This is a genomic window from Candidatus Polarisedimenticolia bacterium (assembly GCA_035764505.1).
Taxonomy (GTDB): domain Bacteria; phylum Acidobacteriota; class Polarisedimenticolia; order Gp22-AA2; family AA152; genus AA152.
Genome location: DASTZC010000042.1, coordinates 1 through 17,217 on the forward strand (window position 1 = coordinate 1; position 17,217 = coordinate 17,217).

General features: G+C 65.9%; 9 protein-coding genes. 6 read left to right on the forward strand and 3 right to left on the reverse strand.

From position 1 onward, the window contains the following. Nucleotides 1-68: 68 nt before the first annotated feature. Entirely contained in the window at nt 69-1,610 is a 1,542-nt protein-coding gene (locus VFW45_02835; GenBank protein HEU5179698.1) for a M48 family metallopeptidase, read from the reverse strand. A gap of 252 nt (nt 1,611-1,862) precedes the next feature. Here VFW45_02835 and VFW45_02840 point away from each other — a divergent pair, with 252 nt between their 5' ends. Next, nucleotides 1,863-2,588 (forward strand): OmpA family protein, encoded by a 726-nt coding sequence (locus VFW45_02840; protein HEU5179699.1) that lies wholly within the window; start codon nt 1,863-1,865, stop codon nt 2,586-2,588. A 15-nt stretch (nt 2,589-2,603) separates the two neighbouring features. Here the strand turns inward: VFW45_02840 and VFW45_02845 are convergent, their stop codons facing one another. After that, nucleotides 2,604-3,659, reverse strand: a complete 1,056-nt coding sequence (locus VFW45_02845; protein HEU5179700.1) for an NAD(P)-dependent alcohol dehydrogenase — start codon at nt 3,657-3,659, stop codon at nt 2,604-2,606. Nucleotides 3,660-3,890: 231 nt separating this feature from the next. Here VFW45_02845 and bcp point away from each other — a divergent pair, with 231 nt between their 5' ends. Then, nucleotides 3,891-4,388 (forward strand): thioredoxin-dependent thiol peroxidase, encoded by a 498-nt coding sequence (bcp, locus tag VFW45_02850; GenBank protein ID HEU5179701.1) that lies wholly within the window; start codon nt 3,891-3,893, stop codon nt 4,386-4,388. An 82-nt stretch (nt 4,389-4,470) separates the two neighbouring features. Next, nucleotides 4,471-6,657: a protein kinase gene (locus tag VFW45_02855; GenBank protein HEU5179702.1), complete on the forward strand. Its 2,187-nt coding sequence runs from the start codon at nt 4,471-4,473 to the stop codon at nt 6,655-6,657. Between the two features lie 48 nt (nt 6,658-6,705). Here the strand turns inward: VFW45_02855 and VFW45_02860 are convergent, their stop codons facing one another. Then, complete coding sequence (locus VFW45_02860; protein HEU5179703.1) at nt 6,706-7,935, reverse strand: PP2C family protein-serine/threonine phosphatase; 1,230 nt, start codon at nt 7,933-7,935, stop codon at nt 6,706-6,708. Between VFW45_02860 and VFW45_02865 the strand changes: the two genes are divergently transcribed. The 3 genes from VFW45_02865 to VFW45_02875 all read left to right on the forward strand — a co-directional run bounded on the left by VFW45_02865 (nt 7,934) and on the right by VFW45_02875 (nt 17,174). Next, a complete protein-coding gene (locus VFW45_02865) occupies nt 7,934-9,325 on the forward strand; it encodes an MFS transporter (GenBank protein HEU5179704.1) in 1,392 nt (463 codons plus the stop codon). The two genes, VFW45_02860 and VFW45_02865, sit on opposite strands and share 2 nt — an antisense overlap. Nucleotides 9,326-9,507: 182 nt before the next feature. Beyond that, entirely contained in the window at nt 9,508-10,206 is a 699-nt protein-coding gene (locus VFW45_02870; protein ID HEU5179705.1) for an alpha/beta family hydrolase, read from the forward strand. Nucleotides 10,207-10,568: 362 nt separating this feature from the next. Next, nucleotides 10,569-17,174 carry a S8 family serine peptidase gene (locus tag VFW45_02875; GenBank protein HEU5179706.1) on the forward strand — a complete coding sequence of 2,202 codons (6,606 nt, stop codon included), beginning with the start codon at nt 10,569-10,571 and terminating at the stop codon, nt 17,172-17,174. Nucleotides 17,175-17,217: the final 43 nt, after the last annotated feature.

Genomic DNA, 17,217 nt, shown 5'->3' on the forward strand with positions numbered 1-17,217 from the left:
CAGGCTCCTGGTCGCCGGTGAGAAGGGAAGCTTGTCCGCAAACGCGGCAGTCAGACCGCCGACTACGTCTACCGGTGGACTGCCGAGTCGTTGACCTGCAGGCTCGAGATCATCCGCTCGAACGTCCGGCGCAGCGCGGTATAGTCCTGGCCCGGCGCAATGAACAGTGCGTAGATGACGTGGTCGTCCGGCAGCTCCCGCGTGAAGACCGTCACCCGCTCCTCCAGCCCGGTCGCCGGCGAGCGGCCGGAAAGGACCAGCGAGAGCGCCGAAGCACCGTCGACCTGGTCCACGCGCTGGGAGTCCTGCACGAACTTCAAATGCGAATTGGTGCGCAGGATCTGGTTCACCAGGTCGTTGGTCGCTTCGGCCAGGCTGGTGCGGCTGATGCGGTAGTTCTCATCGTTGCCAGAGCCCTTGTCCCCGGTGAAGCTCTTGCCCCCGATGATGAACCGATCGTTGCCGGAGTCATCGTTATCGTTATTGAAGGGATCGTAGTGGTTGACGATGACGCCGTAGACGAGATTCGGCTGATCGCCGCCCGTGTCGACGAAGCCTCCTTCCGGCGCCAGGGTCACGCCATACCCGTTGTCGGGCTCATAGACCCGCCAGTTCTCCGGGTAGTCGATGCGGAAGAAGCCGGTGCTTTGCGCATAGCTCCGGTAGGTCGTGGAGGGCTGTTCGATGTCGGGCGCGCCGGACCCGAGGGTGCCGCCGCTGCTCGGAGGGCGGCTCGTCGTGTTGCTGGCCTGCGCGATCTTCGCCATGGAAGGAGCCGCCGGCATCCCGCGCAGCTCCGCGCGGACCTGCGAGAAGCCGCCCACCGGCGCGGTCTCGCGGACGGCGAGGTGCTTCCTCTCCTCGCGAATGCGGGCGGCGCGATCCGCAGGAGGCGGGTGCGAGCTGAAGAACTGCTGCACCTTGCCCGGATTCCCCGACTGCTGGCTCCTGAGCAGATCGAAGAACTCGATCATGTCCTCGGGATCGTAGCCGGCCTTGGCCATCATCTGGGACCCGACGATGTCGGCCTGCGTCTCGTCGGTCCGGCTGAACTTCAGGAACAAGGCGTTCATGCCGAAGCCTCCGACCGCACCGACCACGCGCTGCGTGGATTCCTTGCGGCCCCCGATGAGACCTCCGAGGATCCCCAGCCCCGCCTGTCCCATGTAGGCCTTCGAAGCCTGGTTGGTGCCGTGCCTGAGGGCGACGTGGGCCATCTCGTGCGCCATGACGCCGGCCAGCTGGCCCTCGTTCTTGGCCGCCTCGATGAGGCCCCGGTTCACGTACATGTAGCCTCCGGGCAAGGCGAAGGCGTTGATGTCGGAGGTATTCACCACCTTGAACTGGTAGGTGAAGTCTCCGGGCGCATAGCGGGCGAGCCGCTTGCCCACCGCGCTGACATACGACTGAATCGAGCTGTCGCGGAGGATCGGCATCTGGGTTTCGACCTCGGCGGCCGATTGCCTCCCGATCTCCTTGTCCTGATCGACCGAAAAAATATTGAATCCCGGCTTGACCTTGGTCTGGGCGAACGCCTCGCCCGCGGGCAGGGCCATCAATGAAACCAGACCGCCGAGTGCGATGGCGCTCAATAGTCTCTTGATAGTCATCGTCTCACCTCATTGCGAATTTCTTTCGTCAACTTCCGCCGGTACGGAGAAAAAAGGGGTTCTCGTCTGAAGCCCCCGTCCCTGTCCAGCACATACAACCAAACAACCATACGGCATCGGCTGAATCACATCCATAGGGTATTTACTGGATCCTCCTCCGAGGATGGCTGGTGTAGCGTAGCAGGGTAGGTGCATGGCGGAGGCCTCTTCGCCGCCGGGCACCGGTCACGCAAGTTACTTAGGAGACGGAACATGAGACGACACCCAAGCGCTCCCGGCGACGAAAAGACCTATGGGCTGCGCCGCCTGCGACAGAGCCGCGTCGGGGCCGCGTCATGCCTCGTGCTTCTTCTGGGATCATTGGCAGGTTGCGCGACGACCTCTCAGACCGCCTCAGCGCCACCGCGCGAGACCAAGCGGGACAAGACCCTCAAGGGGGCGGGCATCGGCGCCCTATCCGGCGCCGCGCTGAGCATCGCCCTGGGAAAGCGCGAGGCGGATGAGATCCTGGCGGGAACGGCCATCGGTGCGGGGATCGGGGCGGGAGTGGGCGGCTACATGGACGCCCAGGAGGAGAAGCTCGCCCGGATCCCGGGAACTCACGTCGAGCGCGTGAGCGACGACACGCTGCTGGTGCACTTCGATTCGGACATTCTCTTCGCCGTCGATTCCGCGACGCTCAGCGCCGACTCACAGGACACCCTTCACGAGGTCGCGGGCGTCCTCATGCAATATCCGAAGACGGCGGTCGTGATCCAGGGACACACCGATTCGACCGGCACCGAGGAGCACAATCAGGCGCTCTCGGAGCGCCGGGCAGGGTCCGTGAGGAGCTTCCTGGTCGGACGGGGCGTGGAGGCAGACCGCATGGCCGCAATCGGCTATGGCGAAGGGATGCCCAGGGCGAGCAACGAGACCACGTCCGGAAGACAGCAGAACCGCCGCGTCGATGTCCTGCTCAAGGCCAAGGCGACCTGAGGCGACCGCCCGCGTCTACTTCAACGAAGCCATGTCGATGACGAAGCGGTATTTCACGTCGCCGCGCGCCAGGCGGTCGTAGGCGTCGTTGATTTTCTGCATGGGAATCACCTCGATGTCGGAGGTGATGCCATGCTCCGCGCAGAAGGAGAGCATCTCCTGCGTCTGGCGAATCCCGCCGATGAGCGATCCGGCAAGCCGCCGCCGTCCGAAGATGAGGCCCATCGCGCCGACCGGATGAGGCGTCTCCGGGGCTCCGACCAGCGTCAGCGTGCCGTCCCGCTTCAGCAGCTCGATCAGTTGGTTCAGATCGTGTCCCGCCGAGACGGTATCCAGGATGAAATCGAAGCTCTTCACATGCTTCTGCATCGCCGCCGGATCCCGGGACAGGATGACTTCGGCCGCGCCCAGACGGCGAGCGTCCTCCGCCTTGGCGGAAGAGGTCGTGAACAGCACGACATGGGCCCCCATGGCGCTGGCGATCTTGATCCCCATGTGACCCAGCCCGCCCAGCCCCACGATCCCGACTTTATGGCCTTTCTGCACCTTCCAGGTACGCAATGGCGAGTAGGTGGTGATTCCGGCGCACAGCAGCGGCGCGGCGCCAGCCGGATCGAGCCCCTTCGGAACCTGCAGAACGAACGCCTCGTCGACGACGAGGCTGCTGGAGTAGCCGCCGTAGGTGACGCCGCCCAGATGCCGATCCTCTCCGTTGTAGGTGAAGGTCGCCGGTGCGATACAGAACTGCTCCTCTCCCGCGCGGCAATCGGGGCAGGTGCGGCACGAATCGACCATGCAGCCCACCGCCGCCAGGTCCCCCTCCTTGAGCTTGCTGACCCTCTTGCCCACGCGGGTGACGCGGCCGACGATCTCGTGACCGGGGACGCACGGATAGACCGTTGGCATCGTGTTCTGCCATTCGCTGCGCACCTGGTGCAGGTCCGAGTGGCAGACCCCGCAGAAGAGCACGTCCATCTGCACGTCCTCAGGGCCCGGCTCGCGGCGTCGGATGGCGGTCGGCGCCATCGGCGACGTGGCGCTCGCGGCCGCGTAGGCCTTTGCCTCGTAAATTTCGGGCATCTTCTCGCTCATGGCGGTGCTCCTCCGGAAAACGGCATCATCGTATGCCGTGGTAAACCGCTGTTCCGCGTGAGGTCGCCATTGTACTCGCCCGGCGCTCCGGGCAGAAACGGGCGGGTGTCCAAGCCACGATGTCGGAGGCCCGGATTGCCCGGGGGACGAGCGCCGGTCTATCCTCTCGCACGCCGCCGCCATCCCGCGGCGGACAAGGAGACCATTCCCATGGCCATCGAAGAAGGAAAGCCCGCTCCCTCTTTCACGCTGACCGATCAGGACGGCAAGACGGTCGCGCTGAAAGACCTGCGAGGCAAGGACGTCATTCTCTATTTCTATCCGAAGGACGACACGCCGGGATGCACGAAGGAGGCCTGCGGCTTTCGGGACCTCTGGAAGGAGATCCAGGATAGTGGCGCCGTCGTTCTCGGAATCTCCCCCGACGGCGCCGAAGAGCATGTGGCGTTCCGGAAGAAGTACAGCCTTCCCTTCACGCTCCTTTCGGATCTCGATCGGAAGGTCATGAAGGAATACGGCGCCTTCGGTGAGAAGACCCTTTACGGAAAGAAGACCGTCGGGGTCATCCGGTCCACCGTCTGGGTTGGACCCGATGGGAAAATCCGGCACCACTGGACCAGGGTGAGCGATGCGGCCTCCCACCCCGAGGCGGTGCTGGAAGTTCTGCGGGAAGAAGGAGGCAAGGCGGGCCGGTCGGCCCGGAAATAGCCTTCCTGCCGGGCCCAAATTGACACCCCGCTCGGGGCTGGCTAGAATCCTCCTTCATATTTAATAGCCTGGGTGCCCGAGCATGATCGGCAAGACGGTTTCCCACTATCGCGTTCTCGGCAGCCTCGGCGCCGGCGGCATGGGCGAGGTCTTCAAAGCCGAGGACCTGCGGCTCGGCCGTCCCGTCGCCCTCAAGTTCCTCCCCGAAGACATGCTGTCCGACGCGCAGGCGCTCGAGCGCTTCCAGCGGGAGGCGCGCACCGCCTCCTCGCTCAACCATCCGCACATCTGCACCATCTACGCGGTCGACGAGCACGAGGGGCGGCACTTCATCATCATGGAGCTGCTGGAAGGCGAGACGCTGAAGCAGCGGATCGAGGGGAAGCCGATGAAGCCGGCGCCCCTCCTCGAGCTGGCCATCCAGATTGCCGACGCCCTCGAGACGGCGCACGCCAAGGGAATCGTGCATCGGGACATCAAGCCCGCGAACATCTTCGTGACGGTGCGCGGCCAGGCCAAGGTGCTGGATTTCGGCCTGGCGAAGCTGGAGAAGCCGCGGGTCGGCGAGCTTTCGGTCATGGACACCGCCGCGGCCGGCGCGCAGCTCACCAGCGCCGGAACCACGGTCGGGACGGTGGCCTACATGTCGCCGGAGCAGGCGCGTGGCGAGCCGCTGGACCAGCGCACCGACATCTTCAGCTTTGGCTCGGTGCTCTACGAGATGGCCACCGGCGCGGTTCCCTTTCCAGGCAGCACCTCGGCGGTGATCTTCGACGGCATCCTGCGGCAAGCCCCGTCGCCGCCCCAGCGCCTGAACCCGGCGCTGCCGGGCGATCTCGATCGCATCATCCAGAAGGCGATGGAGAAGGAAAGGCAGCTGCGCTACCAGGGGGCGCAGGAGCTGCGCACCGACCTGATGCGGGTCAAGCGCGACCTCGACTCGGGGAAGACGCGCAGTGCCGGGAGCGAGAGCGGCCGCGTCGCGACCCGTCAGCCGGAGCGCTCCGTGGCGGTCCTCTACTTCGAGAACCTCAGCGGCGCGAAGGACTACGAGTATTTCCGCGACGGCATGACCGAGGACATCATCACCGAGCTGGCCAACATCAGCGAGATCCGGGTCTTCCCGCGGCCCAGCGTGGTCAGCTACCGGGACAAGCCGACCTCGCCGGCCCAGGTGGGACAAGATCTGAATGCCGCCTACGTTCTGGGCGGCAGCTTGCGCGTCGCCGGCAACCGCCTGCGGGTCAACGCCAACCTGGTCGAGACCGCCACCGGCCTCAATCTCTGGGCCAAGCGCTACGACCGCGAAATGCAGGATGTCTTCGAGGTGCAGGACGAGATCGCGCGCTCCATCGCCGAGGCGCTGCGCATCACCCTCTCGCCGCAGGAGCACGACGCCATTGCCTCCCGCCCTACCGAGAACCTGGAGGCCTACGACTGCTACCTGCGGGGCCGCAACTACACGCGGCGCGAGAACCTCGAGTTCGCCATGCAGATGTTCGAGAAGGCCATCAACCTCGACCCCAATTTCGCCCTGGCGCATGCCGGTCTGGGCAACATCTGCGGGCTGATCTACGAGATTCACGATCACCAGGCGCGCTGGACCGAGAAGGGGCTCGAAGCCTGCGACCGGGCGCTGTCGATCGATCCGAACCTGGCCGAGGCGCTGTCGGCCCGGGCGCGGATTTTCTACGCCGAGAAGAAATACGACGAGGCGATCCGCTACGCCAAGCTGGCCATCGGCCGCAAGGCGGACTGCGAGGGGGCCTACAACGTTCTGGCGCGCACTTATTTCGCCTCGGACCGACTGGAGGAGGGTGCGGCCTTGCTGGACGCGGCGCTCGCCGGCAGCGGGGACGACTACAACGTCTACGTCCCCTTCCTGAACATCCTCGGGAAGCTGGAGCGCACGGAGCTGCGCAAGACCCTGCAGTCGCGCTTCCTCAAGGTTCTGGAGCAGCAGCTGGAGGTCGTCCCCGAGGATGTCCGCGCCCGCATCCTGCTGGCAATCAACTACGCCCTGGTGGCGCGCCGGACCGACGCCGTGCGCGAGCTGGAGAAGGCCGTCACCATGCGCTTCAACGATCCCAACGTCCTCTACAACGCCGCCTGTTGCTACGGCATCATGAACATGAAGCGCGAGACTCTGGAAATGCTGAAGAAGGCCAAGACCGCCGGCTACGCCAACCTGGATTGGGTCAAGCGCGATCCCGATCTCGCCTGCGTGCACGACGAGCCGGAGTTCGAGCAGCTGTTCACTTCGCACTGATCGCGCGCGGCCGGCCAGCGCCGCGTCGTCCCCCGCCCCCTTCTCATCTCATCGATCCCGGCGCACCAGGAGGACCGACAAGTCGTCCGCGATCGGGCCGTGCCGCCGCGCGGCGCCGACGAGCGCATCCTTGAGCTGATCGAGGGGAAGCTCGGGATTCTGCGCGATCACCGCCTTGATGCCCGCCACGCCGAATTCCTCTCCCGCGCCGTTGGTCGCCTCGAGAACGCCATCCGTCACGAAGACAAACAAGTCTCCCGGCGCATCCTCCGCCGCGGCGGTCTGGAAGCTGGTATCGGGCAGGAGTCCCACCGGCAGACTGCGGCAGGTCAGCTCCGAGAAGTCCCGCTTTCCAGCCTGGTAATGAAGTATCGGCGGATGGCCTGCGAGGGCGTACCGAAGTCCCGACGGAGTGCTTCCCAGGCAGGCGACGGTGACGAACATGTTCGGCTTCATCAGCGGCTGGATGACGGCATGCAGGCGGGGAAGAAGGTCGGAAAGCGCCCCGCCGGAAGTGAGGTGCATGCGGGCGGCACTCTTCGCCATCCCCATGACCACCCCCGGCGCGACGCCGTGGCCGGAGACGTCCGCGATGTAGGCGACCCAGCCGCTCTCGCCCGCGACCACATCGATCAAATCTCCACCGACCTCGCCGCTGGGCTCGGAGTGGCCGTGGAACTCGTAACCGGAGTGCCGCGCCGCAATCGGCGGAACGAGAACCCGGTGGATCTCCTGCGCCAACTGCATCTCCGCGTGCACCCGGAAGTATCTCCGCCCCTCGGTGATCGAGAAGGTGAGGAAGGAGACGTATCCGCCGACGACCGCCAGGATGATGAAGATCGCGGTGATCGACAGGCGGTGCTCCAGCCGGGCCACGTCGGCGGGGCCCAGCTCCGCCTGCTGTGCCAGCCCCGGGAAGCTTCTCTTGATGAGGTATTGCAGAAAGAACTGGAGCGTGAACAGCGGCACGAGCGCCATCCAGGCGCGCGAGCGCAGCACGACGCCGAACCCGGCGTAGAGCATGGCGAACCCGCCGGAGAGCAGAACGCTAAGGACCAGGCGCGGCACGGGCTGGCGCCCCATTTCGGTGATGTCGGAGATGAAGCCGATGGTGCTGAAGAGACAGAAGACGCCTAGAAAGAAGAGGGCCGCGGACCAGCGCGGAATCTGCCTCCAGGAGTAGCCCGACGCGGCCGGCAGGGTTGGCCTCCAGGTCGACTTGGAAATCGTCGTGGGTGCTCGTCCGGCGGAGCCGCCGGCGGCCACGGATGATAGCATGCCGCTCCCGATGCCTCATCCGCCGGCTGACGGACGGGTCATGCTCCTATATTCTGATCGCATGGCCGACGCTTCTCCCTCCCTTGCAGCGCCCGAACGCCCTTCCGGAATCGCGCGGGCGCTGCGGCACCGCAACTTCCAGCTTTTCTTCTGCGGCCAGCTCCTTTCGCTGACCGGCACCTGGATGCAGAGCATCGCCCAGTCCTGGCTCGTCTACCGCATCACCGGCTCGGCCATCCTCCTGGGGACGGTCGGCTTCAGCGGGCAGATTCCCGTCTTCTTTCTGGCCCCCATCGGCGGGGCCCTGGCGGACCGTCACCGCCGCCGCCGCATCATCGTGATTACCCAGAGCGCGGCGATGATCCTTGCCTTCGTCCTCGCCGCCCTGACCTTGACCGGCCGGGTCCGGGTCTGGCACATCATGACGCTGAGCGCCCTGATGGGCGTGGTGAACGCTTTCGACATCCCCGCCCGGCAAGCCTTTCTCGTGGAGATGGTGGGCAGGGAGGATCTGATGAACGCCATCGCGCTGAATTCTTCGATGTTCAACGGGGCTAGGCTGATTGGTCCGGCGGTGGCGGGCATCCTGGTGGCGGGCATCGGCGAAGGGTGGTGCTTCTTCGCCAACGGCGTGAGCTACCTCGCGGTGATCGCGGGGCTGTTGATGATGCGGCTCGGTCCATGGTCGCCGCCGGAGCGGACCGCTTCCACGCTCGAGAATGTGCTCGAAGGGATGTCCTACGTCCGCCGGACGGCCCCGATCCGGGCCCTGTTGCTCCTGGTCGGCCTGGTCAGCCTCGTCGCGATGCCATATACCGTACTCATGCCGGTGTTCGCCGACACAGTCCTGCGAAGCGGACCGCGGGGGCTCGGCGTCCTGATGGGCGCCACCGGGATGGGAGCGCTGCTCGGAGCTTTGTTCGTGGCCAGCCGGCGCGGATTGCGCGGGCTGGGGAAGGTGACGGCAGCGGCGGCCGCCGGGTTCGCCGTCAGTCTGATTCTCTTCGCGATCTCACGCCGGTTCTGGCTCTCGGCGACGATGCTGGTCCCCGTGGGCTTTTGCATGATGCTCCAGATGGCCTGCACCAACACCCTCATCCAGTCGATGGTCCCCGAGCGCCTGCGCGGACGCGTCATGGCCGTCTATTCGATGATGTTCATGGGAATGGCTCCCATCGGCGCCCTGCTCGCCGGAGTCGCCGCCGGACATATCGGCGCCCCGCTCACCGTCAGCATCGGCGCGCTGTGCGGCCTGGCCGGCGCCGGCATCTTCGCCCGGCACCTTCCGAGCCTGCGGGGAGAAGCGACCCGGCTCATCCTTGCCCAGGGGATGATCGGCGGAGAGCCCGCTGACGAGATGAACACGCGCGGAATCACCGCTGAAGAGTGAATCTCCCCCGACACGAGCGTTTCAGGGAGTCCAGCGTCCGCCTGGAGGGGGCCGTCCGCTTCAGGAGGAGGTTGTGGTCGATTCGGTCCGCTGAAATGCTCCCGGTCACAGTCTGTTGCATCCGACGGGCTTCCTCCTTGAGGATATCGGCCGGCGAAGGGTCGCCTCGAGTGACATCAGCCATGACCGCAGACCGGAACCTTCAGATCGATCTCGGCAACGGCCAGAGCGTTTCGGCCCTCCTTCGAATGCCCGACAAGTCGCTGGCCTGCCTGGTCCTCGCGCACGGGGCGGGCGCCGGCATGGCGCATCCGTTCCTCGAGTCCGTTGCCGCGAGCCTTGCCGGGCGCGGCGTCGCCACGCTGCGCTACCAGTTTCCTTACATGGAGCGAGGCTCGAAGCGGCCCGATCCGCCGAAGCTCGCGCAGGCGACCGTCCGCGCGGCCGCCGCCGCAGCACGGCGACTCGCCCCCGGCCTTCCGCTCTTCGCGGGAGGCAAGTCGTTCGGCGGTCGCATGACCTCCCAGGCCCAGGCGGAATCGCCGCTCGCCGGGGTGCGCGGCCTCGTCTTCCTGGGCTTTCCGCTGCATCCTCCCGGGCGCTCTTCGGACGAGCGCGGCAAGCATCTGCTCGACGTCCTGGTCCCGATGCTCTTCCTTCAAGGAACCCGCGACGATTTCGCCAGCCTGTCCCTTCTCCAACCCTTGCTGCAGCGCCTCGGATCGCGCGCGACCCCCGAGCTCGTCGAAGGAGCGGATCACTCCTTCCGTGTTCCCGCCCGCGCCGGAGTCACGAGCGAGCAGGTTCTCGTTCGGATGATGGAAAGGCTCGTGGCATGGGTCGAGGAAACCGTCGGCGGGAGCAATCCAGGAACCTCCTGATTCCCCACGCTCGGATCACGGTCGATCAATGAAGCTTCGCCGCTCTGTTGGAAGAGCGAACGCCTCCGATCCTGAAAAAAACGGCTCCTTGTCGCAACAGCATCGGTCAAAGGAGAGGCCGTGCTGTTATGAAATAAAACCTGCGACCGTGTTTTTTCCCGCGCGAGATTTCTATTGACGCGGGGCCACACGCTGCGTATATAGATTCAGTTCCAAGCTCTCTCGAAAAAATTGCATCTGAAAAACTCTCTGCCCGGAGGTAGGGTGAAGTTTCTCTCCACCTTCCCGCTCGATCTCTGTCCCGTCTTCGCACTCATTCTCGACCGTGCACATCCAATCCACCCATCGCGGAGAACGATGTCATGAAGAGGGCCTTACGGTTCGGTCTTTACCTCGCTGTCGCCCTGCTGCTCCTGCTGCCAGCCTGGCAGATGTCCATCTCCTCGTCGGGAAAGGACAAGACCAGGACCCCGGGGCAGAAGGTCGGACACCCGCCCCAGCCCGGCGCCGATTATCAGAGCCCCGGCGATCGCCACAAGGTACAGGTGAGTGACCGCGCCACTATCGAAGACCTGAAAGGCAAGGGACATCGCCTCATCGCGGACTACGGCTCGTATGCCCTCATCGAGGTCGATGCCAAGACCGCCAAGACCCTGCGCGAGAAGCCGGGGGTGGAGCGCCGCGACGAGTACAACCTGGTGATGCTCAACACCGGTGCCCTCGACACCACCAAGGCCGAGATCCAGGCTCTCAAGGGAAAGCCGACCGATCCCCGCTTCAATCAGCTGCACATGATCCAGTTCGCCGGCCCGATTCGGCCCGAGTGGCACCAGGAGCTGCTGAAGACCGGCGTCCAGGTGGTCACCTACATTCCGAGCAACACCTACGTCGTCTACGGGAACCGCGGCGCCCTCCATCGCCTGCAGAGCTTCGCGAACAGTGCGAATTATGTGCAATGGGAAGGGGCCTACCAGAGTCAGTACAAGATCGATCCGTCCGTGGATACGGTCGAGCTCGACAAGGCAAACCTCGGGGTCGAAGGTCTCTACGGCATCCAGCTGATCGACGACAAGGAGCAGAATCCCGAGACGCTGGCCCTGATCGAGCAGCTGGCGCTGGAGCCGATCGTCAGCCAGTTCCGGGTCCTCGACTATCTGAACGTCATCGTGAAGCTGGCGCCCGACGCCGGCATCGAGCAGATTGCCAAGCAGCCCGACGTCATCTCGATCGCGCCGTACGAGATGCCCACCAAGATGGACGAGCGCCAGGACATGATCGTCGCCGGCAACATCACGGCCGGACAGCCGGACGTCGGAGACTATCTGGCTTACCTGGGGGCGCAAGGGTTCACCCAGGGGCAGTTCACCTCCTCCGGCTTTGCCGTGAACCTTTCGGACAGCGGCATCGACAACGCCACCACCTCGCCGAACCACTTCGGTCTGTACGTGGGCGGCCTGCTGCCCGGCACCAGCCGCATCATCTACAACCGACTGGAAGGGACGCCGAACTCCGGCAGCACGCTCCAGGGCTGCGACGGCCACGGGACCCTCAATTCCCACGTCATCGGCGGCTTCGTGCCCGGCTCCCTGACCGGATTTCCCTTCACCGACGCGAGCGGCTTCCGCTACGGGCTCGGAGTCTGCCCGTTCGTCAAGATAGGCTCCTCCGTCATCTTCGATCCCAATTCCTTCACCTTCCCGAACATCCTTAATCTCGAATCGAAGGCCTACAACGATGGGGCCCGGATCAGCAGCAACTCGTGGGGAGCCAACACGGCGGGCGCCTACAACATCAACTCCCAGACCTATGACGCCGTGGTCCGCGACGCCCAGCCGGCCGGCTCCACCTTCCCGGCTGCCGGCAACCAGGAATACGTCATCGTCTTCGCCGCCGGCAACGCCGGGCCCGGCTCGCAGACCGTCGGCGCTCCCGGGACGGCGAAGAACGTCATCACGGCGGGCGCCTCCGAGAACGTGCGATCCCATAACCTCGCCAACGGCGGGAACAGCGCCGCCGGCACCGACGGCTGCAGCACTCCAGACACGGGAGCCGACAGTCCCGAGGACATCATCGGCTTCTCCAGCCGCGGTCCCACCACGGACGGACGGCGGAAGCCGGATCTGGTGGCGCCGGGAACCCACGTCACCGGCGGCGTGTTCCAGGTGCCGTCCCCCGGCCCCAACGGCACGGCCGATGCGTGCTTCGTCGCCAGCGGCGTCTGTGCCCTTCCCGGGAGCGGAGCCTCGGGCGATCCCGACAACTTCTTCCCGCTGGGGCAGCAGTTCTACACCACCTCGTCGGGCACCAGCCACTCCACACCGGCCATCGCCGGGATCACGGCCCTGGTCCGCCAGCGCTTCATCAACGCCGGCAAGCCGGTCCCCAGCCCCGCGCTGACCAAGGCGGTGCTGATGAACACCGCCCGCTACCTGACCGGCGCGGGCGCCAACGACACGCTGTGGTCCAACAGCCAGGGGATGGGGGAGGTCTATCTCAACTCCTTCTTCGACACCTTCGTGACCCCCACGGTGATGAAGGATGAGGTCCCTGCGGACATGTTCACCGCCACCGGCCAGCAGCGCGTCGTGACCGGAGTCGTCAACAATCCCGCGAAGGCCTATCGCGTCACCCTGGCCTGGACGGATCCGCCGGGACCGACCTCCGGCAACGCCTTCGTGAACAACCTCGATCTGGAAGTGACGGTCGGCGGCGTCACCTACAAGGGGAACGTCTTCAGCGGCGCCTTCTCCACCTCGGGCGGATCGGCCGATACGCGCAACAACGTCGAGAGCGTCTTCATCCCGGCCGGCGTGACCGGCTCCTTCATCGTGAAGGTGACGGCGACCAACATCGCCGGCGACGGTGTTCCCAACTTCGGCGGCGCGCTCGATCAGGACTATGCGCTGGTCGTCTACAACGCCACCGAGGCGGCCCTTCCCGTCATGAGCGCGGGCACGGCCACCTTCGCGACCGAGTCGTGCAGCCCGAACAATTCGGCCCCCGATCCTTCCGAAACGGTCACGATGAACCTGGCCGTCCAGAACATCGGTACCGGGAACACCACCAGCCTGGTGGGCACGCTGCAGGCGACGGGCGGCGTCAGCGCCCCCAGCGCCCCGCAGAACTACGGCGTGGTCGTGGCCGGCGGTCCCGCCGTCACGCGGCCTTTCACCTTCACCGTCAACCGGCTGTGCGGGCAGACCGTCATCCTGTCGCTGCAGCTGCAGGATGGCGCCACCGATCTGGGGACGCTGACCTACACCTTCCCGGTCGGCGTGGTGGGCCCGGGAGTTCCGTCCAGCTACAGCAGCGGCGGAATCGCCGTGCTCATTCCCGACCTGACGACCGTCGAGTCCTCCATCGTCATCCCCGACGCGGGCGTGGTGGGGGATGTCAACGTGAAGGTCCGTCTGGACCACACCTTCGACGGGGACCTGGTCATTTCCCTGGTCGCGCCGGATGGGACGGTGGTCAATCTCTCCAATCTGCGCGGCTCCTCGGGCGACAACTTCGGAACCGGCAACAACGACTGCTCGGGAACATCCACCGTCTTCGATGATTCCGCCGGGACCTCCATCGCGGCCGGCGCCCCGCCCTACGCGGGAAGCTTCACGCCGGAGCAGCCGCTGTCGGCTCTGAACGGCAAGACGATCACCGGCACCTGGAAGCTGCGCATCTCCGACACGGCCAACATCGACACGGGGACCCTCGGATGCTGGGGCCTGGAGATCGACCGCCGGCAGTTCATCTGCTGCGGCGTCGCCGGCTCGCCCAACATCTCCGCCGTGCCACCTGCCACGCTCGCCAACGAGGATTGCAGCCCCGCCACGGGCGCGGTGGACCCGGGCGAGACGGTGACCATGAACTTCGCCCTGAAGAACACCGGGACCGCCAACACCTTCAACCTGACGGCCCAACTGCTGGCCACCGGCGGGGTCACCTCGCCCGGCGGGCCGGTTTCCTACGGCACGATCATCACGGGAGGACCCGCGGTCTCGCGTCCGTTCACCTTCGTCGCCAACGCGACTTGTGGCGGCACCATCACCGCCACGCTGCATCTCCTGGACGGTGCCGTCGATCTGGGGAACGTGTCGTTCACCATCCCGGTCGGATCGCCCAGCGCGCCGCAGCCGGCGGTGACTTACACCAGCACGGCCACTCCGGCGGCCCTTCCAGACCTGACCACCACCGAGGTGCCGCTCGTCATCTCGGATTCCGGCTTCGTGGGCGACGTGAATGCCGCCATCCGCCTCAATCACACGTTCGACGGCGACCTGCTGATCAGCCTGGTCGCGCCGGACGGCACCTCCGCGATCCTCTCGAACCGCCGCGGCAGCACCGGCGACAACTACGGCACCGGCGCCAACGACTGCTCGGGAGTCTCCACGGTGTTCGACGACTCATCGGCGTCCCTCATCTCCGGCGGCACCGCTCCTTTCTCCGGAACGTTCAAGCCGGACGGGGCCCTGTCGGTTTTCAACGGCAAGCCGCTTGCCGGCACCTGGAAGCTGCGGGTTCAGGATGCCGCCAGCGGTGACGTCGGGACGCTGGGCTGCTTCAAGCTCGACATCTCACGCGCCGTGGCGGCCTGCTGCGGCGGCGGAGGTTCGCCGAGCATCGTCACCGCGACGCCCGTCCAGGTGACCTCGGAAAGCTGCAGCGCGGCCAACAGTGCGCCGGATCCCGACGAGACGGTCACCGTCAGCTTCCCGCTGCGCAACGTCGGCACCGGCCATGCCACCAACGTGGTGGCCACGCTGTTGCCGGGCGGCGGCGTGAACACGCCCAGCGGACCGCAGTCCTACGGCGCATTGTTGACCGGCGGACCGGCCGTGGCGCGCTCCTTCACCTTCGTTCCCAGCGGCACCTGCGGAGGCAGCCTCACCGCCACCCTGCACCTGCAGGACGGCGCGCTCGATCTCGGCAACGTCTCGTTCCCATTGACGCTGGGATCGACCGCCGACACGGTATCGACCTTCTCGAATCCCGCGTCGATCACCATCCCAGGCTCGGGGACGGGAACGTCGACCGGGGCCCCGTCGACACCCTACCCGTCCAACATCACCGTGGCCGGTCTCACCGGGACGGTGAGCAAGGTGACGGTGCGGCTGATCAACATGAACCACACCTTCCCGGGCGACATCGACATGCTGCTCGTGGGCCCGCAAGGCGACAAGTTCATCATCTTCTCGGACGCCGGATCGGGAGTCGACCTGGTCAACAACACCGTCACGCTGGACGATACGGCCGTGGCTCTTCTGCCCTCGGCCACGGCCATCGGGACCGGGACCTTCCGTCCCACGAACTACACTACCGGCGACACCTTCCCGGTGCCGGCGCCCGCGGCGCCCTACCAGAACGCCGCCACGGCCGGGACCGCGACCTTCGCCTCGGTGTTCAACGGGAAGAACCCCAACGGGACCTGGAGCCTGTACGTCGTCGACGACGCCAGCGGCGACGTGGGGAACATCAGCGGCGGCTGGCAGCTGACCATCACCACGCAGCTGCCCGCCTGCTGCGTGCAGGCCTGCACGCTGACCTGCCCCGGCAACATCATCCGGAACGCCGATCCTGGAGTCTGCGGAGCCACGGTCAGCTACACGACCGGCGTGAGCGGCACCTGCGGCACCTTGAGCACCGTGCCCGCTTCCGGATCGCTCTTCCCGATCGGCACGACGCCGGTGACCTCCACCGCCACGACCTCGGGCGGCGGCGTCACCACCTGCGGCTTCAATGTGACGGTCAACCAGATCGCAACCGTCTCCACGGTCACGCCCACTCCGGGCACGCAGCAATACAGCGACCCTGTGACCTTCACCGCCACCGTCACGCCAGGAGTGTGCGACAGCACCCAGGCCGCCACCAGCGTGACCTTCTTCGTCGGCACCCAGAACCTCGGGACGGTGCCGCTGACTCCCGGCGGAGGCGGACTGCAGGCCAGCTTGACCCGCGCGCTGGAAGAGCCGATTCCCTACGGTACGGCTCCCACGGGGCAGATGGCTCCGGGAGTCCACAACGTCACTGCGGTCCTCAACGGCACGAGCCCGTTGTTCGTCGTCACCAATCCGGCGCCGGCACCGCTGACGATCACGCAAGAGGACGCCCGGGCGACCTACACCGGGGCCCTGTTCGTCTCCACCAGCTCCGCCTCGTCCGGAACCGCCACGGTGACCCTGGCCGCGACGGTCCAGGACATCACCGCGACGCCTGACGCGGCGGGAGACGGCGATTTCGGCGACATCCGCCACGCCACGGTGACCTTCATCAACCGCGACACCAACACGGCGATCGCCACGGTGCCGGTCGGCCTGGTCAACGGGGCCGACACCAAGACAGGCACCGCGACCTACGCCTGGGCCGTCAACATCGGAACGGCGAACTCGGCCTCGTTCACCGTCGGCATCCGGGTGAACAACTACTACACGCGCGACGTCGCCACCGAGGACACCGTAATCACGGTTTCCAGGCCGCTGAGCGGCGATTTCATCACCGGCGGCGGCTACCTGGTGATGTCCAGCTCGGGCGGCCAGGTTCCCGGCGAGACGGGCACGAAAAACAACTTCGGGTTCGACGTGAAGTACAACAAGTCGATGACGAACCTGCAGGGTCACATCAACACGATCGTCCGGAACGGAGGCCGCATCTACCAGATCAAGGGGACCGTGATGACCTCCCTCGCGGTCAACAGCGTAGCCGGCACCGCGGTCTTCAACGGACGGGCCAGCATCCGTGACATCACCAATCCGCTGAGTCCGATCTCCATCGACGGCAACGCCAGTCTTCAAGTGGTTATGACCGACAACGGCGAGCCGGGGATTGACTCCGACAGCATCGGGATCACGCTGTGGGACAAGAATGGCGGGCTGTGGTTCTCGAGCAGCTGGAACGGAACGGGAACCGCAGAGCAGCTCCTCGGAGGCGGCAACCTCAAGGTGCCCCACATCGGAAGGACGCCCACGGCGAATTAAAAAGGGAGAGGGGATCTTCGGGGTGGGCCTGCGGGCCCACCCC